A 19932-nucleotide genomic window follows, 5' to 3' on the forward strand; every position below is an offset into this window, starting at 1 on the left:
TGAGCGCATCCTCCTCCAGCGGGACTCACCCGCGCAACGACACGGCAGGGCGGTCTTCACAGGTCGTCCCAGGTGGGTTGGGCGGCGGTGCCGCCGGCCGCGCGGGTGGACAACGATCCGCAGGCCACGGCCACGTCGAGGCACTCACGCGGGCTCATCCCGCGCAGCCTGGCGGCGAGGTAGCCCGCGTCGAAGCTGTCGCCCGCGCCGACGGTGTCCACGGGCTCGACGGCCCTGGCCGGGGCCCGCGTCACCAGGCCGGACTCCCAGGCCAGCGCGCCGTCCGCGCCGTCCTTGACGACGACGGCCGGTCCGAGGGCGCCCAGCCGCGCCGCGACGGCCTCCAGCGGCCCGTCACGGACGCCGGACAGGCGGGCCGCGATCGCCCTGGCCTCGCCGGCGTTGGGCAGGAACACGTCGGTGGCGGCGAGCACGTCCGCCAGGCCGTCCCAGCGGCCAGCCGGGTCGTCGTTGGTGTCCAGCGAGGTCGTGGCGCCCGCCGCGCGCAGCTCCGCCAGCAGCGCGGGCAGCCCGTCCGCCAGTCCCGGCTGCAGGAAGTACGACGACACGTGCACGTGCCGGGCCAGGCCGCGCGGCACGTCCGCGGCGGTCAGGTACGGCAGGCAGCCCGGCGAGGTGAGGATGGCCCGGTCCGTCCCGTCGGCGAGCACGACGGTCATGGCCGTGGGCCGGGGGTCGGTGACGCAGTGGGAGACGTCCACCCCGCGCTCGGCCAGCGCGCCGAGCACGAAACGCCCCGCCGCGTCGTCGCCCACGCGGCCGGCGAAGGCGGCGCGCAGGCCGAGCCTGGCGGCCCCGCACGCGGTGATCGCGCCGGACCCGCCGAGGACCAGGTCGCCGCCCGCGACGAGCTGTTCGCGCTGGCCGTACGCCAGGTCGCGCGGCGCGCCGGTCAGCACGATGTCGGGGTTGGCGTCCCCGACGACCAGAAGGTCGAACCCACCGGCCGCCGTCACGCCTTGGTCCACTGTGCGCATCCGGCGGTCTGGAACGCCTTGTCGCCAGGCTCGATGGTGACGCTCGCCGGCCCGGTCGGCGCGCCCGCGTTGATCACCGAGCCGAGGTCGGGGGACGTGCTGTTCAGCCGGGCCCAGAAGCAGTTCGTGGAACCGGCGACGGGACCGGTCGTGCGGTAGGTGCCGGGCGGCATGTCCACGCCCACGACGAACGTGCGCATCCCGGCCATCGGCCCGGTCTGCGCGGGTCCGGGCTGCGTGGGACCGGTCTGCGCGGGTCCGGGCTGTGTGGGACCGGTCTGTGCCGGTCCGGGCTGCGTGGGACCGGTCTGTGCCGGTCCGGGCTGCGTGGGACCGGTTTGGGCGGGACCGGTCTGGGCTGGACCGGTCTGGAGGGGGTCCGTCTGGAGGGGGCCGGTCTGCGGGGCGTCCGTCGGGGCGGGCTGGGTGGCGGGGACGGAGGCCGAGGGCGGGCCGGTGCCCTCGACCGTCACCGTGACCCTGGGCGCCGGCGAGGCCGACGAGCCCTCCGCGCCGTACCCGACGAAGATGCCCAGGATGAAGGCCACCACGGCGGCCAGCCCGGACACGAGCAGGATGATCGGCGGACTGCTCGTCGCCCGAGGGGGCTCAGGGGGGCCGTACGTCACGGACCCAAGGGTGCCATCTCCATCGACGCCCCTGTCAACGCCCCGGTCAGCGGTGGAGGTAGTCGACGAGCGACGCCTTCTCCGTCTCCAGCTCCTCGATCGCGCTCTTGACCACGTCGCCGATGCTGACGATGCCCACCAGCCGGCCGTTCTCGACCACGGGCATGTGGCGGAACCGGTGGGTGGTCATCGTGCGGCGCAGCTCGTCGACGTTGTCGCCGGGCCCGGCCGTGCGGACCTCGGTCGTCATGATCGAGGAGACCGGCGCGTCGAGGATCTCGGGGCCCCGGTCGTGCAGCCGCCGCACCACGTCGCGCTCGGAGACGATCCCCTGGATCGTCGTGCCGTCGGTGGAGACGACGACCGCGCCGATGTTGTGGTCGGCGAGCTTGCCGAGCAGTTCCCGGACCGTCGCCGCCGGCGCCACCGTGGTGACAGCGTTTCCCTTGTTGCGCAGGATCGTCCCGATGAGCATGTGCACCACCTCTGCTCCCGTTGTCCCCGGCCGAGGGCCGGCTTATGCCCGGTCCTCACAGGCAAACAACCGAGTGGGGACCCCGTCAAGCGGTCACGTAGGCTGACTTGCCGCATCTCCGACGACGTGGAAGGCATCGATGACCGAGCAGCTCAACACCGGAAGCCACGACCTGCCCATCACCCCGGAGCTGGCCGCGTTCATGCGCACCGGCTGGGCCGACACCCGGCGCACCGGCGTGACCGCGCTGCCGATCGCTCCCTGGGCGGCCCGGCGCAGGGCGGCGCTGGCCGCGCGTTTCCCCGGTGAGCGGCTGGTCGTCCCGTCGGGCACGCTCAAGGTGCGCAGCAACGACAGCGACTACCGGTTCCGTCCGCACAGCGCGTACTCCTACCTGACGGGCGCGGGCGAGCCCGGCGACGTGCTGGTCATCGAGCCGTCCGGGCAGGCCGTGCTGTACGTGCGGCCGCGCTCGCCGCGCGAGGAGGGCGAGGAGTTCTACCGCGACCGCCGCTACGGCGAGTTCTGGGTGGGCCGCAGGCCCGACCTGGCCGAGGCGTCGGAGCTGTACCAGATCGAGTGCGCGCACATCCGCGACCTGCGCTCCGAGGGCCCGGCCCGGGTGCTGCGCGGCGTCGACGCCTCCGTCGACGCGCTGGTGCCGGCGGGCGGCCGCGACGCCGAGCTGGAGGTGTTCCTGTCGGAGATGCGGCTGGTCAAGGACGAGTGGGAGGTCGGCGAGTTGCAGTCGGCCGTGGACGCCACCGTGCGCGGCTTCGAGGACGTCGTGCGCGCCCTGCCCGCGGCCCTCGGCCACCCGCGCGGCGAGCGTTACCTGGAGGGCGTCTTCGGGCTGCGCTCGCGCCTGGAGGGGAACGCGGTCGGCTACGACAGCATCGTGGCCTCCGGTGCCCACGCCTGCGTGCTCCACTGGATCCGCAACGACGGCGCGCTGGCCGAGGGCGACCTGCTCCTGCTGGACGCCGGCGTCGAGACCGACACTCTCTACACCGCCGACGTCACCCGGACGTTCCCGCTGTCGGGCCGGTTCACCGCGGCGCAGCGGCAGGCGTACGAGCTGGTGCTGGCCGCCCAGGACGCCGGCATTGCGGCGCTGAAGCCCGGCGCGAGCTTCCGCGACTTCCACCTGGCGGCCATGCGCGTCATCTGCGAGGGCCTGCACGACTGGGGCCTGCTGAAGGACTCCCCCGACGCCCTCATGGAGTCGGGCCTGTACCGCCGCTACACGCTGTGCAGCAGCGGCCACATGCTCGGCCTCGACGTGCACGACTGCGCCAGGTCGCGGGCCGAGGTCTACCTCGACGGCGTGCTGGAGGAGGGCAACGTCCTGACGGTCGAGCCGGGCCTGTACTTCCAGCCCGACGACCTGACGCTGCCCGCCGAGCTGCGCGGCATGGGCATCCGCATCGAGGACGACCTGGTGGTCACCGCCGAGGGCGCCACCCTGATGTCGAAGGCCCTCCCCCGCCACCCCGACGAGATCGAGTCCTGGATGAACGTCGTCCGCTCGTGACGGCCCGGTCACTTCTCGTGGCCGACTGACAAGGTGCGACCTGGGCTGGCATCGTGGGCTGGATCGCGGCGGGCCGGGCAGCCCGCCGCCGTGAGGAGTCCCCATGACCGCCGACCACCACCTCGCCGCCCCCACCACCCCGGACACCGGGGCACCTCCACAGCCCCCCACCGAGGCTCCCACCGAGGCGGAGAGCGGCCGAGAGGCGGAGGGCGGCGGGACGGCGGCGGTGGGCGGCGGGACGGCGGCGGTGGGCGGGTGGTTCACACGGGGGCGGGTGCTCGGCGCGCTGGCGGCGATGCTGGCGGCGGCCGTCGCGGCCGCCGCCGTGCCGCAGTGGATCGACGCCTCCCGGGCCCGGGACGCGCTGGCCCGCCTGGAGCGCGAACGCGCCCTGCGCCTGGAGGTCTCCGGCGCCGCGAGCGCCTTCGGCCAGGCCCTGCTCAGCTACGACTACAAGGACCTCCAGAGCACCCGCTCGACCCTGTCCGCCCAGGCCACGGGCGACTTCCAGGCCACCTACGACGCGGCGTTCGGCGGCGCGACGTCCCAGGTGATCGTCAAGCTCAAGGCCGTCTCCCAGGCCACGGTCCGCGAGGTCTACCTGGCCGACGCCGACGCGGCCACCGCGCACGCCATCGTCGTCGTGGACCAGCAGGTGAACACCGCGCAGGCGATTCGCTCGGTGAAGGATTCGCACCTTAAGATCACGCTTGTGAAGCAGAAGGGCGCCTGGAAGGTCCAGGACGTGACCGTGCTCGGCGCGGCCTCGCAGGACCAGCACAAGCTCGACGACCCCGCGGCGAAGAAGGACTGACGATCGTCCCCCTGGCGATGGGCGGCCGCCCCGAAGAGGTGCGCGCCCCCGAGACGTGGCTGACCGAGGCCGAGCGCGAACGCGCCGACCGGTTCGTCTTCCCCGCCGACCGCGCCTGTTTCGTCGCGGCCCACCTGCTCGTCCGCCTGTGCGCCGCGGCCGTGCTGGATCTGCCGCCGGAGGGGCTGACCCTGCTGCAGCACTGCGAGGTGCACGGCCCCGGCCACGGCAGGCCGTACCTGCGCGAGGCCCCCGAGCTGGGCGTGAGCTTCAGCCACACCCGCGGCTACGTGTGCGCCGCGGCCGGCCCCGGCCGGGTCGGCGTGGACGCCGAGCACGTGCCGACGGGCCCGCTGAACGAGGGCCTGGCCGACCACGCGCTCACGCCCGCCGAACGCGCCCTGGTGACCGGCAACGACGACCTGATCCGCCACTGGACCCGCAAGGAGGCCCTGGTCAAACGCGGCGAGCTCACCCTGGACGAGCTGCGCACGACCGGCGTCGACCCGCTGCCGGTCGGCCACCTGCTGGAATGGCGGGCCGCCCCGGACATCAGGGTCGCCGTCGTCACCGACACGCCGGCCGAGCGGATTCCCGTCCCCGCGCTCTGAGGGCCCGGTCAGCGGCGGCGGGTCGGGGTGGGGTCGAGGAAGACCAGGGTGACGCCGGAGAAGCGGTCGCGCAGCCGCCGGTCGATCTCGTCACAGGCGATCTCCACGCCCGCCGCGCTCGCCTCGTCCCGGAAGTCGATCTTGGCGGCGATCATGATGGAGCCCGGCCCGATCATCATCGTCAGCAGCTCGACCACGTCGTCCACCTCGGGCTGGGCCAGCAGCACCGCGCGGATGCCGACCTCGATCTGCCTGGGGGCGGCCTGGCCGATCAGCAGCGACAGGTTCGACTGGATCAGGATGAGCGCGACCACCAGCAGGAGCAGGCCGATGGCGACCGAGGCCGCGCCGTCCCACAGGGCCGAGCCGGACAACTGCGAGCCGAGCAGCCCGAGCGCCGCGATCACCAGGCCCACCAGCGCGGCGGCGTCCTCGAACAGCACGGCCTTGAGCGCGGTGTCGGACGTGATCCGCACCAGCCGCGCCGGATGCACCTTGTACCGGCCGGCCTCGGCGCGCAACTGCGAGTACGCCTTCGTGAACGAGATGCCCTCGATCACGAACGAGACGGCCAGCACGACGTAGGACGGCGTGAGGTTGCCCAGCTTCTCGCCGTGGCTGATCTCGTGCAGCCCGTGGGTGACGGAGAACCCCGCCCCGCCGACCAGCGTCGCGACCGCCGCCATCATCGCCCAGAAGAACCCCGCCTTGCCGTAGCCGAACGGGTGGCGCTCGTCGGGCGGCTTGCCCGCCCGGCGTACGGAGACCAACAGCAGCAGCTCGGTCATCGTGTCGGCGGCCGAGTGGGCCGCCTCGGACAACATCGCGGCCGAGCCGCCGATCAGCCCCGCGACGAGCTTGGCCAGGGCGATGGTCAGGTTCGCGGCGCCCGCGACCAGCACGGTCGCCAGGCTCTCCCCCGACTTCTCCTCCATCAGATCACTGTACGGCGGCCCTGCGCGGCGGCCCCCCGCAGGTAGCCGCATCGTCGGAGGCGTGCGATAGATTGGGGATCATGAGCGCGCCCCGCTGGCTTTCCCCCGCCGAACAGCGTGCCTGGCGTACGCATCTCGCGCTGCACAAGCTGCTCATGCACCGCCTCGACCGCGAGCTGCAGGAGCACCAGCTCTCGCTGAACGACTACGAGATCCTGGTCAACCTCTCCGAGAGCCCCGAGCGGCGCATGCGGATGAGCGACCTGGCCGACGCCACGATCCAGTCGCGCAGCAGGCTGTCGCACCAGATCTCCCGCATGGAGGCCAAAGGGCTGGTCACCAGGGAAGACTGCCGCGACGACCGGCGCGGCACGTTCGCCGTCCTGACCGACGAGGGCTGGGCGACGATCCAGCGGGTGGCGCCCGACCACGTCGCGAGCGTGCGCGAGCATTTCGTCGACCGGCTCACCGACGACCAGCTGGAGGCGCTGGAGCAGGCGTTCGGTCCCATCGTCGAGCACCTGAAGAAGCTGCGCTGAGGCCCAACCGATATCGGCGACGGCTCACCGGCGTTCCCGGGCGCTCGCTACGATCCGCTCATGCTCCGAAAGCTGCTGATCGTTGTCGTGCTCGCGCTGATGCCGGCCTGCTCCGCGGGGGGCGGCGGGGGTGACGAGCTCCCCGCCGGGCCCGAGGTGATGAAGAAGTCCGCGGAGGCCATGAAGGCCGTCAGGTCGGCCGGTTTCTCGATCGCCACGGAGGGCAAGCCCAACGTGCCGCTCAAGAAGGCCGACGGCAGGCTCACCTCGGCGGGCGACGCCGACGGCACGATCACGCTGGAGGTGCTGGGCACCCTGCAGGAGATCACCTTCGCCCTGATCGGCGACACCGTGCACTTCAAGGGGCCGACCGGCGGCTTCCAGACGATGACCAGGCAGCAGCTCGCCCAGTTCTACGACCCGTCGGTGATCCTCGACCCGGGCAAGGGCATCGCGCAGCTGCTCGCCTCGGCGACCGACCCCACGGTGGAGGCGGTCGAGGACGGCTCGTACCGGGTGGCCACGACGTTCTCCGGGCAGGTCGTCGGGCAGATCGTCCCGGGCGTCACGCAGGGCGTCAACGGCAAGGTCTGGATCGACAAGGCCAGCGGCAGGCTCACCAAGGCGAGCCTGCCGCTGCAGAACGGCACGGTGACGGTGACGTTCAGCGACTACGACGCGCCGGTCACGATCACGCCGCCGCCGTCCGGATGAGCCCGGTGAGCCGGAACGTCCCGGCGGACCGCGCCCGCCGGGTCGCGCTCGGCGCGGGCGGCGCGGTGGTGCTGCTGGCCGCGCTCGACGCCTACGTGGTCGTGACGGTCCTGATGGACATCGCCCACGACGTCGGCGTGCCGCAGAACCACCTGGAGCGGGTCACGCCGGTCGTCACCGGGTTCCTGCTCGGCTACGTCGCCGCGATGCCGCTGCTCGGCCAGCTCTCCGACCGCTACGGCCGGCGGCCGCTGATCCACGCCTGCCTGGCGGCGTTCGCGCTCGGCTCGGTGCTGACCGCGCTGGCGGCCGGTGAGGCGATGGTGGTGTCGGGCCGTACGGTGCAGGGCGTGGCGGGCGGGGCGCTGCTGCCGATCACGATGGCGCTGATCGGCGACCTGTGGGAGGCGCGCGACCGGCCGCTCGCGCTGGGCGCGGTGGGCGCGGCGCAGGAGCTGGGCAGCGCCCTCGGCCCCCTGTACGGCGGCGTGCTGGCGCTGGTCCCGCCGGTCGCCGTGGCGGGCGTGGAGCTGGGCGGCTGGCACGCCATCTTCTGGGTCAACGTGCCCCTCGCCGCCCTGGCCGCCGTCGCCGTACAGCGTACGGTCCCGGCCCGGCCGCCCTCCGGCACGGCCCGCGTCGACGTCGTCGGCGGCGCCCTGCTGGCGCTGGCGCTGGCCCTCCTGGTCGTCGGCCTGTACAACCCCGATCCGGCCACGACCGTGCTGCCGCCGTGGGGTCCGCCGGTGATCGCGGCCGGGGCGGTGGCGGGCGGCGTCTTCGTCTGGTGGGAGATCCGCTCCCCCGTCCGGCTGCTCGACCTGTCGGCCGCCCGCAAGTCGCCGCTGCTGGCGACGCTGGGCGTGAGCTTCCTGGCGGGCGCGGCGCTGCTGGTGACGATGGTTTTCGTGCAGTTCGCCGCCCAGACGCTGCTGGACAAGGACGCCCTGGGCGCGGCGCTGGTCCTGGCCCGGTTCCTCGGCGCGCTGGCCGTGGGCGCGCTGCTCGGCGGCGTGCTGGCCCGGCGGGCCGGCGAACGCGCGGTGGCGGTGCCCGGCCTGCTGATCGCCGCGGCCGGATACTGGCTGATGAGCCGCTGGCCGCTCGACCTGGCCGGCGCGGGCCTGGCCGTGGACGCCGACCTGGTCGTGGCGGGGCTCGGCCTCGGCCTGGTGATCGCGCCGGTCTCGTCGGCGGTCCTGCGGGTCAGCCCGGCCGTCCAGCACGGCGTCGCCTCGGCGGCGGTCGTGGTGGCCAGGATGATGGGCATGCTCGTCGGCGTGGCGGGCGTGTCGGCGTGGGGGTTCCACCGGTTCCAGTCGCTGACCGCGAACCTGGACACGCCGCTGCCGTTCGGCGTGGACGCGCAGACCTACCAGCGGCGGCTGGCCGACTACCTGGCCCAGGTCGATGCCGCCCTGCACGTCGAGTACACCGAGATGTTCCTGCTCACGGCGTTCGTCTGCCTGCTGGGGGCGGCGGTGGCGCTGCTCATGCCGCGCCGCGCCCTGCCGGAGGCGGCGCCCGCCCTCGCGGACGCCGCCCCCGACCCCGAACACTGACCGTGAATCAGGTGGCGCCGCCGGTCAGGGCGACAGGCGGTGCAGGTCGCGGGGGAAGGCGGTGGTCTGGCGGATGTTGGCGGCGCCGGTCAGCCGGGCCGTCCAGCGTTCCAGGCCGAGGGCGAACCCGCCGTGCGGCGGCATCCCGTACCGGAACGCCTGGAGGTAGCCCTCGTACGGCTGCACGTCCCCGTCCAGGGCCTGGACGTAGTCGTCGTACCGGTGCAGGCGCTGGCCGCCGGTCACCAGCTCCAGGCCCCTGAACAGCAGGTCGAAGCCGTTGGAGTAGCCCGGTCTGGCCGGGTCGGGATGGGTGTAGAACGGCCGCTTGGACATCGGGTAGCCGGTGACGAACAGGAACTCCGACCCGTGCTCGCGCAGCGCCCAGTCCGACAACCAGCGTTCCTGGGCCGGTGACAGGTCGGGCTCGTCCTCGCCGGTCAGCCGCTGTGCCTCGGTGAAGTGCACGGCCGGGATCTCGGCGGGCACGGCGGGCAGCACGGCCCCGGCCGCCTCGACGGCGGACGCGGCCCGGCGGCGCACCGACTCCACCATGCCGGCGACGACCTCCCGCAGCACGGCCATCACGTCCCGGTGGTCGGCCACGAAGCCCAGCTCGGCGTCGAGGCTGGTGTACTGGGCCAGGTGGCGGACGGTGTCGTGCGGCTCGGCGCGGAAGACCGGCCCGACCTCGTAGACCCGCTCGAACACCCCGACCATCGTCTGCTTGTAGAACTGCGGCGACTGCGCGAGGTAGGCGCGGCGGCCGAAGTAGTCGATGCCGAAGACGTTCGCGCCGGACTCGGTGGCCGAGGCCACGATCTTGGGCGTGTGGATCTCGGTGAACCCGAGGCCGTCCAGCGTCTCGCGGAACCCGGCCACGCTCGCCGCCGAGATCTCCAGCGGCGCCCGCAGCAGCGGATGCCGCAGCGCGACGGGCGCGTGGTCGAGGACCGTCGGCAGCGTCGCGGCCACGACCGGCCGGTAGAGGTCGAACGGCGGCGCCTGGGCGGGCTCGGCCAGGACCTCGATCTCCGGGCCGGTCAGCTCGACCCCGCCCGGCGCCTGCCCGGCCGGGGTCACGGTGCCGGTGACCCGGACGACGCTCTCCTCCGGCGGCAGCTCCCCGTCCGCGCTGACCACCTGGGCCAGCCCGGCACGGTCGCGTACGACCAGGAAGGAGACGGATTTCAGGTGCCGGCGGCGATGGACCCAACCGGCGATCGTCACTCGTCGGCCGGCGTGCTCAGCGAGCGACGCCGACAGGACACGAGAGATCATTACAGCTCCTCTGCAGGAAATGCATGACCCCTTGGGAGTGCGGGGGAGAAGGGAGCTCCCGGTGCCACCGCACTTTCGCCGCCCGCGAGGGGCGGCCTCCACGACCCGATGACGAGGGTCAGCCGGCGGGGCATTTCCTCCCCGCACTCGGGAGTGTCTTCACCAGCGGACACGGGACCGCCTTCACAGCTGCCGGCGGCTCTCTGGGCCCGTGCGGCCCGCTGGCTACTCGTCTCCGTCCACGTGTTGCCGTAGATGATACGGCAACGCCGTTACTTGTCCTTCTTGGGGCGCTTCTCCCGGATCTTCATCGTGACGTCGATCGGCGACCCGGCGAACCCGAACTCCTCGCGGATGCGCCGCTCGATGAAGCGCCGGTAGGTGTCCTCCAGCCAGCCGGAGGTGAACAGCACGAACTTGGGCGGCTCGACGGACGCCTGCGTGGCGAACAGGATCTTCGGCTGCTTGCCACCCCGGACGGGCGGCGGCGTCGCGTGCACCAGCTCGGTGAGGAACGCGTTGAGCCGCGCCGTCGGCACCCGGGTGGACCAGGAGTCGAGCGCCTTCTCCAGCGCCGGCACCAGCCGGTCCATGTGACGGCCGGTCTTGGCGGAGATGTTCACCCGCAGCGCCCACGGGGTGCGCACGAGCTGCCGGTCGATCTCCTTCTCCAGGTAGTAGCGGCGGTCTTCGTCGACGAGGTCCCACTTGTTGAAGGCCACCACCATGGCCCGCCCCGACTCGATCACCAGGCCGATGATCCGCAGGTCCTGCTCGGTGAGCGGCTCGCTGGCGTCGATCAGCACGATCGCCACCTCCGAGCGCTCCAGGGCGGCGCGGGTGCGCATGGCCGCGTAGAAGTCGGCGCCCTGCAGCTCGCGGTCGCGCCGCCGGATGCCGGCGGTGTCGACGAAGCGCCAGGTGCGCCCGCCCAGCTCGATCAGCTCGTCGACCGGGTCGCGGGTGGTGCCCGCCATCGGGTCGACCAGCACCCGCTCCTCGCCCGCCAGCTTGTTGAGCAGCGAGGACTTGCCCACGTTGGGCTTGCCGAGCAGCGCCACGCGGGCCGGGCCGCGCTCGCCGCCGAAGGTCACCTGCGGCGTCTCGGGCAGCGCGTCGAGCACCACGTCGAGCAGGTCGCCGCTGGAGCGGCCGTGCAGCGCGGAGACCGGGTAGGGCTCGCCCAGGCCGAGCGCCCACAGCGCCGCGGCCTCCAGCTCCAGCTGCTGGTTGTCGACCTTGTTGGCGGCCAGGAGCACCGGCTTGCCCGACTGGCGCAGCACCGCGCCCACGATCTCGTCGGCGTCGGTGGCGCCCACGGTGGCGTCGACCACGAACACGATCACGTCGGCCAGCTCGACGGCGACCTGGGCCTGCTCGGCGATGCGCAGGTTCATGCCGGTGGCGTCAGGGTCCCAGCCGCCGGTGTCGACGACGGTGAAGCGGCGGCCGCGCCAGTTGGCGTCGTAGGTGACGCGGTCGCGGGTGACGCCCGGAACGTCTTCCACGACTGCCTCGCGGCGGCCGATGATGCGGTTGACCAGCGTGGACTTGCCCACGTTGGGGCGGCCCACGATGGCCACGACCGGCAGAGGCGTGGTGTCGCCGTGCTCGGTGACTTCCAGCTCGTCGAGGTCAGCCTCGACCCAATCCCCCGTTGACATGCTTGTTCATCCTTAGGTGAGTACCGCACCTGGAGGTCAGGTGCGCTCCTTGACCAGCCTCAGCACCTCCGCGATGACCTCTTCGAGGTTCAGCGCGGTGGTGTCGAGCTCGACGGCGCCATCCGCCATCGAGAGCGGGTCCGTCTTACGTGTCGAGTCCAGGGTGTCACGCCGCTCCATGGCGGCCTGCTGCGCCTCCACCGTCGAGCCGGCCAGCTCGGCGCTCCTGCGCCGGGCGCGGGCCTCGGCGCTGGCCGTCAGGTAGACCTTGACAGGCGCGTCGGGGCAGACGACCTTGCCGATGTCGCGGCCCTCGACCACGATGTCACCGGCGCCGGCGATCTCCCGCTGCAGCGCGACCAGCCGCCTGCGCACCTCGGGGACGGCGGCCACGGCGGAGACCGAGCCGGTCACCTCGGCCTCCCGGATGGGCCCGCCCACGTCGACGCCGTCGACCAGGATCGTCGGCCCCTCGGGGTCGGTGCCGGAGACGATGGACGGCTCGCCGCAACGGGCCGCGACCGCCTCGGGATCGGCCAGGTCGACGCCCTGCCGGAGCATCCACCACGTCATCGCCCGGTACATGGCCCCGGTGTCGAGGTAACGCAGGCCCAGCGCACGGGCGACCCCGCGCGACACGCTCGACTTGCCCGACCCCGAAGGACCGTCCATGGCGACGACCAGACCGGACACGGCCTCTCCCTCTTCACGTGTGTTTCCCCAACCTGAAGAGGCTACCGCCTCCGGTCAGTCCGCGATCCAGCTCCCGTGGAAGCCGAGCGGGACCCTGGCGGGCAGGTGCACGACCGCGACCGGCTCGCCGGTGAAGTCCTGGGCCGAAAGGATCACCAGGTCGGCCGCTCCCCTGGCCGGGTCGTTGACGTAGGTGAGCAGGTAACCGTCGTCCTCGGCGGCGCCGGAGGGCACGAAGACCGGCTCCCCCACGTACGCGCCGCGCCCGAACCGCCGCGCCTCCTGCGTGCCGCGTTCCAGGTCGTGCTTGATGAGCGTGTTGTCGAACGCCTCGTCCGGCAGGTCCTCCAGCTCGGCGGCCGGGTAGATCACGTCGTGCAGGTCGGCGGCGGCCGAGGTGTAGCCGTAGCGGTACGGGCCGCCGGTGCGGCGCTCGTCGATGCGGGGGAACTCCTGGGGGCGGTCGTCCAGGCGGGTGGTGGTGACCCGGCCCGCGCCGGGGTCGATGCGCCACCGGTCGAGCGTGGGCGCGCCGCCCAGGTCGAGCCGGGCGTCCACGAACCGCTTGGGGTAGCGGACGACGTCCACCACGACCTGGTCGCCGTCGTCGTAGGCGTTGAGGGTGTGGAAGACCCAGCAGGGGTCGATCTCCACCCACTGCACGTCGCCGGTCTCGCGGGAGAGCAGGCCGAGCCGGGCGGGCCGGGCGTCGTCCCACGCGTACGGGAGCGGCGCGCCGCGCTCGGCGTGGGCCATGCTGAGCGTGACCGGCAGGTCGTAGATCACGACGTGCCGGCGGGTCAGCGCGAAGTCGTGCAGCATCGGGCGGTCGGCGACGGGAATGTCCCTGACCTGGGCCACCACGCCCTTGGGGTCGATCACGATGTGCTGATGGTGGTCCCAGCCGGCGAAGTAGGCCATCGCGTGCAGCTCGCCGGTGACCGGGTCGAGGTGGGTGTGGGCGGCGTACCCGCCGGGCAGGCCGCCGACGAAGTCGCACGCGCCGACCGTGTCGAGCTCGTAGCTCAGCTCGTACGGCAGCCCGCCCGCCTCGACGGTCGCGAACGTGCGCCCGGCGATGCCGATGACGTGCGTGTTGGCCGCGAAGTCCATGCCCGCGTGCACCGGGCCCGGCGCCGGCGGCTCGCCCAGCCGGCGGGCCACCTCGGCGTTGCGCACCCACCGGTTGCGGTACCACTCGGCCCGCCCGCCGCGCAGCCGCACGCCGTGGACCATGCCCTCCCCCATGAACAGGTGGGTGGCGGCCGGGTCGTCGAGGCTGAGCGGGTTGGGGCCGTTGCGCAGGTAGCGGCCGTCGAGCTCGGCGGGGATGCGGCCGGTGACCTCCAGGTCGAAGGCCGTGATCTCCTCCGTCGCGGGTGCGAATCCGTTGCGGAAGGGGGTGCTGGTCATCGTGCGCTTCCTCTCAGGTCAGGAACGGCGTGAGCACGGAGGTGTAGAGCAGCCGGTAGCGCCGCTCCGCCTCGGCGCTGTCGAAGAAGCCGGAGATCTCCAGGCTCACCGCGCCGTGGATCGCCATCCACAGCACGTCGGCTATCTCGCCGGCGGCGGCCCCGCGCAGCCGTCCGGCCTCCAGGCAGGCGGCCACGGCCTCGACCAGGATGTCGAAGGTCCGCCGGCCGGCCGCGACCGCGTCGGGGGCGGGCTGGAAGCCGTGCATCGCGTTCTGGAACATGACCCGGTAGTAGTCGGGCTCGTCCAGCGCGTACTCGCGGTAGGCCGCCAGGCCCGCGTGCAGCGCCGGGAGCGGGTCCTCCTCGGCGGGGACGGCCAGCAGGCGCGCCTCCAGCCGGGCGAAGCCCTCCAGCCACAGCGCCTCGCTGAGGCCGTCCTTGCCGCCGAAGAGGGTGTAGATCACCTTCGTGGAGCAGCCGACCTCGCCGGAGATGCGCCGGACGGTGAGCGCCGCCGGGCCCTCGGCGACGAGCAGGTGTTTGGCGGCGTCGAGGATGGCCGTCCTGACCACGCTCTGGCCTTCCTGCTGGGCTTGCCGGTACGCGGTGACCGCCATGTGAGTAACACCGTTTCTTGTCGGTAACGCTGTTACCGACCTTTGTACGCCTCCTGCGTCCCGCCGTCAATGCCGCCGGCGAGGAGTAAGGGCGTCCGCCCAGGTAAGGAGGTCCGGCGTGACGGAGACGAACCGAGCGCGGGTCACGGTCGTGGTGGCCACCAGGGATCGGGTCAGAACGCTGGCCCGGACGATCCCCCGCCACCCCAGGCCGGTGATCCTCGTCGACAACGGCTCCTCCGACGGGACCGCCGGGTTCGTCCGCAAGCACTTCCCCGACGTCCAGGTGGTCGAGGCGGGGGCCAATCTGGGCGCGCCGGGCCGCAACGTCGGCGTGCGCCTGGCCGAGACGCCCTACGTCGCCTTCGCCGACGACGACTCCTGGTGGGCGCCCGGCGCCCTGGAGCTGGCCGCCGACGTGCTGGACGCCCATCCCCGCCTGGCCGTTCTGGGCGCGCGCGTGCTGGTAGGGCCGCAGGAGCGGCTGGACGCGGTGTCGGAGGCGATGCGCGACTCACCGCTCGGCGTCGAGGACGACCTGCCGGGGCCGAGCGTTCTGGGCTTCCTGGCCTGCGGGGCCGTCGTGCGCAGGGAGGCGTTCCTGGAGGCGGGCGGCTTCGACGACGTGATCTTCTTCTTCGGCGAGGAGGAACGGCTGGCCGTGGACCTGGCCGCACGCGGCTGGGGGCTGGCCTACGTGGACGACGTCGTCGCCCACCACCACCCCTCCCCCGCCCGCGATCCGCGCGGCAGGCAGGCGCTGGCGGCGCGCAACGCCGTGCTGACCGCCGTGCTGCGCCGTCCGTGGCCGGTGGTGGCGCGCCGGTCCCTGGAGGCGCTGCTGGGCGGTCCGGCGGGCCGAGAGGGGCTGCGCACCGCCGTACGGCGGCTGCCCAGGGCCCTGGCCGCCCGGCGCGGCCTGCCGGTCGCCGTGGAACGCGCCCGCCGCAGGCTGGAACGCGCGGCCGGCTGACGCCGTGGGCGGGGGCTCGGCGCCCGCCCGTCGCGTCGTGCTCAGTGTCCCCGGTCAGGGAACGTCAGGGGACCTGCCAGCCGCGTTCGCGCAGGGCGTCGGCGAGCGGGGAGGCCGCGTCCGGCTGGACCCACAGCTCGGCGATGCCCAGGGGCAGCCCGGGCGCGTGCTCCAGCCGCACGTCCTCGACGTTGACGCCGACCTCGTCGCACACCTGGAACAGCCGCGCCAGCTGGCCGGGACGGTCACCGATGACCACCTGGACGACCACGTACGCGGGAGCGGGGCCGCCGTGCTTGCCGGGGATGCGCCCGTGCCCGGCGACGCCGCGCTTGAGGAGCTGGGTGAGGTCGCCGCTCGCGGTGCCGTCGCCCTCGGCCAGGGAGCGCAGCGCGGTCGCGGCCTCGGCCAGGTCGCGGGAGACCGCCTCCAGCACCTCGGCGACCGGGGTCGCGTTGCCCGACAGGATGCCGAGCCAGAGCCCGGGATCGCCGCCCGCGATCCTGGTCACGTCGCGCACCCCCTGGCCGGCCAGGCCGAGCGCGACCTCGGTGGCGTCGGCCAGGCGGGCCGCCACGGCCGAGGCGGCGACGTGGGGGGCGTGCGAGACGACGGCGACCGCGCGGTCGTGCTCCTCCGCGCCCACCTCGACGGGGTTGGCGCCGCACAGCTCGACCAGCTTGAGCACCGCCGCCCTGGCGTCGTCGGCGGCCTCGCCGGTCGGGCAGAGCGCCCATGGCCGGCCGAGGAACAGGTCGGCCCTGGCCGCGCCCGGACCGGACTTCTCCCGCCCGGCCAGCGGGTGGGAGGCGACGTAGGTCGTCAGGTCGCAGCCGAGCCGCGCGGCCATGCGGATGGGCTCGGCCTTGACGCTGGCGACGTCGGTGTAGAAGCGGGCCACGCCGCGGCTCTGCAGCTTCAGCAGCTCGTCGGCCACGTGTGCCGGGGGCACCGCGATGACCGCCAGGTCGACCTGCCCGGCGGGCAGCCGCTCCGGCTCCCACTCCTCGCCCGCGCCCAGTTCCCTGGCCAGCCGCACGGCGGCCGCGTCACGGTCGGCGAGCAGCACGCGCACGTCGTGCTTGCGCAGCGCCAGGGCCGCCGAGGTGCCGATGAGACCGGTGCCGACGACGAGCACGGTACGGAGTTCCGAGGCCATATCGATGTCCTGATTTATCGGGCTAGTGAGAGTGTTGCCTGCCGTGTCCGTCAGGCACGGGCCGCACGACGATCCGGCTCACGCCGGTCGCCTACTGGGCGATGTCCTGCCGCAGCGCCACCGCGCCCCGAAGATACACATGCTGCATCTCTGCCCGCGGACGGTCGGTCTCCACATGCGCCATCAGGCGCACCACGCGCGGCAGCGCCCCCGGCACGCCGATCTCGGTGCAGCAGATCAGCGGCACGTCGTGGAAACCCAGCTTGCGGGCCGCGAGGGCGGGGAACTCGGAGGTCAGGTCGGGGGTGGCGGTGAACAGCACGCTGATCACGTCGTCGGTGGTCAGGCTGTTGCGCTCCATGATCGCCTGGACCAGCTCGGTCGTCCCCTGGATGATCGAGTCGCGGTCGTCGGCATCCACCTGGATCGCCCCGCGGATCGCCCGCACCATGCGCCCTGTTCCCCTTCCATAGCGGGAGAGCCCGTGCGGAGATGCGCACGGGCCCCTGCGTTCCGGCCAGATTACAGCTTCACGGCCGCGTAAAGCTCGCCGACCTCCTTCAGGCTCAGCGCGCGGACCGTGCCGGCCTTTGTGCGGCCCAGCTTCACCGGACCGAACTCGATCCGGGCCAGGTCGATCACCCGGTGACCGGCCTCCTCCAGCATGCGCCGCACGACGTGCTTGCGGCCCTCGTGCAACACCACCTCGACCAGCGCCTGCTGGCCGTGCTCCTGGACGATGGCGAAGCTGTCGGCCTTGGCGATGCCGTCCTCCAGCTCGATGCCCTGCTTGAGCCTGCGGCCCAGGTCGCGCGGGATCGGCCCCGGCACCTTGGCCCAGTACTTCTTCTGCACCCCGTAGCTCGGGTGCGTCAGCCGGTTGGCCAGCTCGCCGTCGTTGGTGAGCAGCAGCAGGCCCTCGGTCTCGGTGTCGAGCCGGCCGACGTGGAACAGGCGGGGAGCCAGCTCCTCGACGTAGTCGGCCAGGCACGGGCGGCCCTGCGGGTCGTCCATGGTGGACACGACGCCGATCGGCTTGTTGAGTGCGTAGTAGACGAGGTCGGGGGCGGTCGGGATGCGCTTGCCGTCGACGTGAATGACCTGGGCGGCGGGGTCGACCTTGGCGCCGAAGCGGCGCACCACCTGGCCGTTGACCGTGACGCGGCCGTCGCCGATCATCTCCTCGCAGGCGCGCCTGCTGGCCACGCCCGCCTGGGCGAGCACCTTCTGCAGGCGAACGCCGTTGGGCACCTCGGTGGTGTCGCGCTCGTCGGTGTAGTCGTCGTCGTAGAAGGCACGGTCGCGCAGCGGCTGACGGGCGGCCTTGACGCGCCTGGCCTGGGGGCTCTCGGCGCCGGCCGTACGACGTCCGCCGCCGAGCGTCTGCACGTCGTCGCGCCTCGGGGTGCGCGGCTGCTGCCCGCGGGGGTTGTCCTCGCGCCTGCCGAAACGGGCGCGGGTGTTGCCGGCGGAGGCGGACCTGGGAGCGTCGTCCCTGCGCCCGCCGCGGTCGGCACGGAAGCCGCCGCGCTCCTGACGCTCGCCGTCGCCGCCACGTACGGGACGCCCGTCGCCACGGGAGCCGGCGTAACCGCCACGCTCCCCGCGCCGCTCGCCCGCGTAGCCGCCGCGGCCCGCGGAGGATCCGCCACGACCGCCGGAGAACCCGCCACGGCCGCCGGAGAACCCACCGCGGTCGCCCGAGAAGCCACCGCGCTCGCCGGAGCCGCCACGGTCGCCGGAGTATCCGCCGCGGTCGCCCGAGTACCCGCCGCGGTCGCCACCGGCGTAGCCGCCGCGCTCACCGCGCCGGTCGCCGCCGTAGCCGCCGCGCCGGTCGTCGCCGAACCTGCCCCGGTCGCCGGACCGGGAAGCCCCGCCGAAGCCCTCACCACGCGGCCGGTCCCCGCCCTCACGACGCGGACGCTCGAAACCGCCCTCGTGACGGGGACGGTCGAATCGGTCACCGCCCTCACGACGGGGACGGTCGAAACGGTCGCCGCCGCGCGGGCCGCGGTCACCGCGGTCGTCACGGGGACGGTCGTCGCGGAAGCGGTCGCCGCGGTCGCCACCGGCGGGCCGGTCGGCGCGCTGGTAGCGGTCGTCGCGGTCGCCACGCGCCGGACGGTCCGCGCGGTCGCCGCGCGAGTAGCCGTCACGGTCGCCACCGGAACGCCCGAAGCGGTCACCACCGGAAGCGGGACGACCGGAACGGTCACCGCCGAAGCCTGGACGGCCCGAACGGTCACCACTGAAACCGGGACGACCCGAACGGTCACCACTGAAACCGGGACGACCCGAACGGTCACCGCCGAAGCCGGAGCGCTCGCCGCCGGAGCGACCCGAACGGTCACCACTGAAGCCGGAGCGGTCGCCGCCGGAGGTGGGACGGCCGGAGCGGTCGCCGCCGCGGAAGCCGGAGTCCTGGCGGGGTCGGTCGTCGCGGTCGCCGAAGCGGGCGCGGGCGCCGCCGCGGTCGGCGCGAAGGGAGTCGCGGCGGGGGTCGTCCCCGCCGAAGCCGCCGCCGGAGCCGTCGCGGCGGTTGTCGTCGGAGCGGAAGGCGGGACGCCCGCCGCGGCCGGAGCCGCCGGTACGTCCACGACCGCGTCCATCACCGGACGGGGTGCTGCGCCTGTTGATCACTTTGTTGTCTCCTCGAGGTTCTCCACGTCGTCGGGGAGGAAGGGGGCGAGCTCGGGAAGCTCGCTCAGGTCCCGCAGTCCCAGACGTTCCAGGAAGTATGAGCTTGTCCGGTAGAGCACTGCCTGGCTCTCCGGGTCGGTGCCGGCCTCCTCGACCAGCCCCCTGGCGACGAGCGTCCGCATGACGCCGTCGCTGTTGACGCCGCGTACGGCGGCGACACGGGCGCGGCTCACCGGTTGCCGGTAGGCCACGACCGCGAGGGTCTCCAGCGCGGCCTGGGTCAGCCGCGTCTGCTGGCCGTCGCGGACGAACCGCTCGACCAGCGCCGCGCAGTCGGCCCGCGTGTAGAAACGCCAGCCACCCGCGACTTCCCGCAGATCAAAACCCCGTCTGGCGGCCGTATATTCCGCCGCCAGCCCCCTGAGTGCCGCCGCGACCTCGTGGGTGGGGCGCTCCAGCACCTGGGCCAGCGTGATCTCGGCGACGGGCTCGTCGACGACCATCAGGATGGCCTCCAGGGCCGCCTCAAGAGCGGGCCCCTCCCCCTGAACGTTCTCCTCCTGGCCCTGCTGGCCTTCCTCCCGGTCGGCGGCGGTGTCCGAGGGCCGCTCGGGGCCCGCGGAAGGCGACTCGGTCAAGGACGACTCGGGCGACGGCGACTCGGGGGCCGGCG

Annotated in this window: 20 protein-coding genes; 7 read left to right on the forward strand and 13 right to left on the reverse strand. The window is 73.4% G+C overall.

From position 1 onward, the window contains the following. Window positions 1–56 precede the first annotated feature (56 nt). Genes AB0C33_RS29780 through AB0C33_RS29790 form a run of 3 tightly spaced genes read right to left on the reverse strand, consistent with a single transcriptional unit; the run spans window position 57 to window position 2102 of the window. Window positions 57–998, reverse strand: a complete 942-nt coding sequence (locus AB0C33_RS29780) for a carbohydrate kinase family protein (protein ID WP_358293716.1) — start codon at window positions 996–998, stop codon at window positions 57–59. Then, a complete protein-coding gene (locus AB0C33_RS29785; protein WP_358293718.1) occupies window positions 974–1627 on the reverse strand; it encodes a hypothetical protein in 654 nt (217 codons plus the stop codon). Before AB0C33_RS29785 ends, AB0C33_RS29780 begins: the two co-directional genes overlap by 25 nt. Before the next feature lie 46 nt (window positions 1628–1673). Beyond that, window positions 1674–2102, reverse strand: a complete 429-nt coding sequence (locus tag AB0C33_RS29790; RefSeq protein ID WP_358293720.1) for a CBS domain-containing protein — start codon at window positions 2100–2102, stop codon at window positions 1674–1676. 139 nt (window positions 2103–2241) lie between these two features. Between AB0C33_RS29790 and AB0C33_RS29795 the strand changes: the two genes are divergently transcribed. The 3 genes from AB0C33_RS29795 to AB0C33_RS29805 all read left to right on the forward strand — a co-directional run bounded on the left by AB0C33_RS29795 (window position 2242) and on the right by AB0C33_RS29805 (window position 5064). Further along, window positions 2242–3636, forward strand: a complete 1395-nt coding sequence (locus AB0C33_RS29795) for an aminopeptidase P family protein (protein ID WP_358293722.1) — start codon at window positions 2242–2244, stop codon at window positions 3634–3636. A gap of 103 nt (window positions 3637–3739) precedes the next feature. Beyond that, on the forward strand, window positions 3740–4453 hold the full coding sequence (locus tag AB0C33_RS29800; protein ID WP_358293723.1) for a hypothetical protein: 714 nt from the start codon (window positions 3740–3742) through the stop codon (window positions 4451–4453). A 17-nt stretch (window positions 4454–4470) separates the two neighbouring features. After that, complete coding sequence (locus AB0C33_RS29805) at window positions 4471–5064, forward strand: 4'-phosphopantetheinyl transferase superfamily protein (RefSeq protein WP_358293725.1); 594 nt, start codon at window positions 4471–4473, stop codon at window positions 5062–5064. 8 nt (window positions 5065–5072) lie between these two features. Here AB0C33_RS29805 and AB0C33_RS29810 read toward each other — a convergent pair whose 3' ends face one another. Next, window positions 5073–5999, reverse strand: a complete 927-nt coding sequence (locus AB0C33_RS29810; RefSeq protein ID WP_358293726.1) for a cation diffusion facilitator family transporter — start codon at window positions 5997–5999, stop codon at window positions 5073–5075. Window positions 6000–6079: 80 nt separating this feature from the next. On the opposite strand from AB0C33_RS29810, the gene AB0C33_RS29815 reads away from it, so the two are divergent. The 3 genes from AB0C33_RS29815 to AB0C33_RS29825 are packed head-to-tail and all read left to right on the forward strand — an operon-like array spanning window position 6080 to window position 8814. Then, entirely contained in the window at window positions 6080–6538 is a 459-nt protein-coding gene (locus tag AB0C33_RS29815; RefSeq protein WP_358293728.1) for a MarR family transcriptional regulator, read from the forward strand. Window positions 6539–6598: 60 nt separating this feature from the next. Beyond that, the gene (locus AB0C33_RS29820) at window positions 6599–7252 is read left to right on the forward strand and encodes an LppX_LprAFG lipoprotein (protein WP_358293730.1); all 654 of its coding nucleotides are present in this window, start codon (window positions 6599–6601) and stop codon (window positions 7250–7252) included. Between the two features lie 5 nt (window positions 7253–7257). Then, a complete protein-coding gene (locus tag AB0C33_RS29825; protein ID WP_358293731.1) occupies window positions 7258–8814 on the forward strand; it encodes an MFS transporter in 1557 nt (518 codons plus the stop codon). 24 nt (window positions 8815–8838) lie between these two features. Here the strand turns inward: AB0C33_RS29825 and aspS are convergent, their stop codons facing one another. From aspS to AB0C33_RS29850, 5 genes are all read right to left on the reverse strand, one after another. Then, complete coding sequence (gene aspS, locus AB0C33_RS29830) at window positions 8839–10095, reverse strand: aspartate--tRNA(Asn) ligase (protein WP_358293733.1); 1257 nt, start codon at window positions 10093–10095, stop codon at window positions 8839–8841. A 272-nt stretch (window positions 10096–10367) separates the two neighbouring features. Further along, the gene (der, locus tag AB0C33_RS29835) at window positions 10368–11759 is read right to left on the reverse strand and encodes a ribosome biogenesis GTPase Der (RefSeq protein ID WP_352358193.1); all 1392 of its coding nucleotides are present in this window, start codon (window positions 11757–11759) and stop codon (window positions 10368–10370) included. Between the two features lie 36 nt (window positions 11760–11795). After that, window positions 11796–12452, reverse strand: a complete 657-nt coding sequence (gene cmk, locus AB0C33_RS29840; protein WP_358293734.1) for a (d)CMP kinase — start codon at window positions 12450–12452, stop codon at window positions 11796–11798. 54 nt (window positions 12453–12506) lie between these two features. Continuing rightward, window positions 12507–13865: a carotenoid oxygenase family protein gene (locus AB0C33_RS29845; RefSeq protein ID WP_358293736.1), complete on the reverse strand. Its 1359-nt coding sequence runs from the start codon at window positions 13863–13865 to the stop codon at window positions 12507–12509. Between the two features lie 13 nt (window positions 13866–13878). Continuing rightward, window positions 13879–14484: a TetR/AcrR family transcriptional regulator gene (locus AB0C33_RS29850; protein ID WP_358293737.1), complete on the reverse strand. Its 606-nt coding sequence runs from the start codon at window positions 14482–14484 to the stop codon at window positions 13879–13881. 118 nt (window positions 14485–14602) lie between these two features. On the opposite strand from AB0C33_RS29850, the gene AB0C33_RS29855 reads away from it, so the two are divergent. Beyond that, window positions 14603–15457: a glycosyltransferase gene (locus tag AB0C33_RS29855; RefSeq protein WP_358293738.1), complete on the forward strand. Its 855-nt coding sequence runs from the start codon at window positions 14603–14605 to the stop codon at window positions 15455–15457. Between the two features lie 64 nt (window positions 15458–15521). Here the strand turns inward: AB0C33_RS29855 and AB0C33_RS29860 are convergent, their stop codons facing one another. The 4 genes from AB0C33_RS29860 to scpB all read right to left on the reverse strand — a co-directional run bounded on the left by AB0C33_RS29860 (window position 15522) and on the right by scpB (window position 19777). Continuing rightward, window positions 15522–16616, reverse strand: a complete 1095-nt coding sequence (locus tag AB0C33_RS29860; protein ID WP_358293739.1) for a prephenate dehydrogenase — start codon at window positions 16614–16616, stop codon at window positions 15522–15524. 91 nt (window positions 16617–16707) lie between these two features. After that, a complete protein-coding gene (gene aroH, locus AB0C33_RS29865) occupies window positions 16708–17067 on the reverse strand; it encodes a chorismate mutase (RefSeq protein ID WP_357968329.1) in 360 nt (119 codons plus the stop codon). Between the two features lie 71 nt (window positions 17068–17138). Next, window positions 17139–19259: a pseudouridine synthase gene (locus tag AB0C33_RS29870; protein ID WP_358293740.1), complete on the reverse strand. Its 2121-nt coding sequence runs from the start codon at window positions 19257–19259 to the stop codon at window positions 17139–17141. Continuing rightward, on the reverse strand, window positions 19256–19777 hold the full coding sequence (scpB, locus tag AB0C33_RS29875; RefSeq protein WP_358294290.1) for an SMC-Scp complex subunit ScpB: 522 nt from the start codon (window positions 19775–19777) through the stop codon (window positions 19256–19258). The genes AB0C33_RS29870 and scpB overlap by 4 nt, the downstream gene beginning before the upstream one ends. Window positions 19778–19932 lie beyond the last annotated feature (155 nt).

The sequence above is a fragment of the Nonomuraea sp. NPDC048881 genome, from assembly GCF_040649795.1.
Lineage (GTDB): Bacteria > Actinomycetota > Actinomycetes > Streptosporangiales > Streptosporangiaceae > Nonomuraea.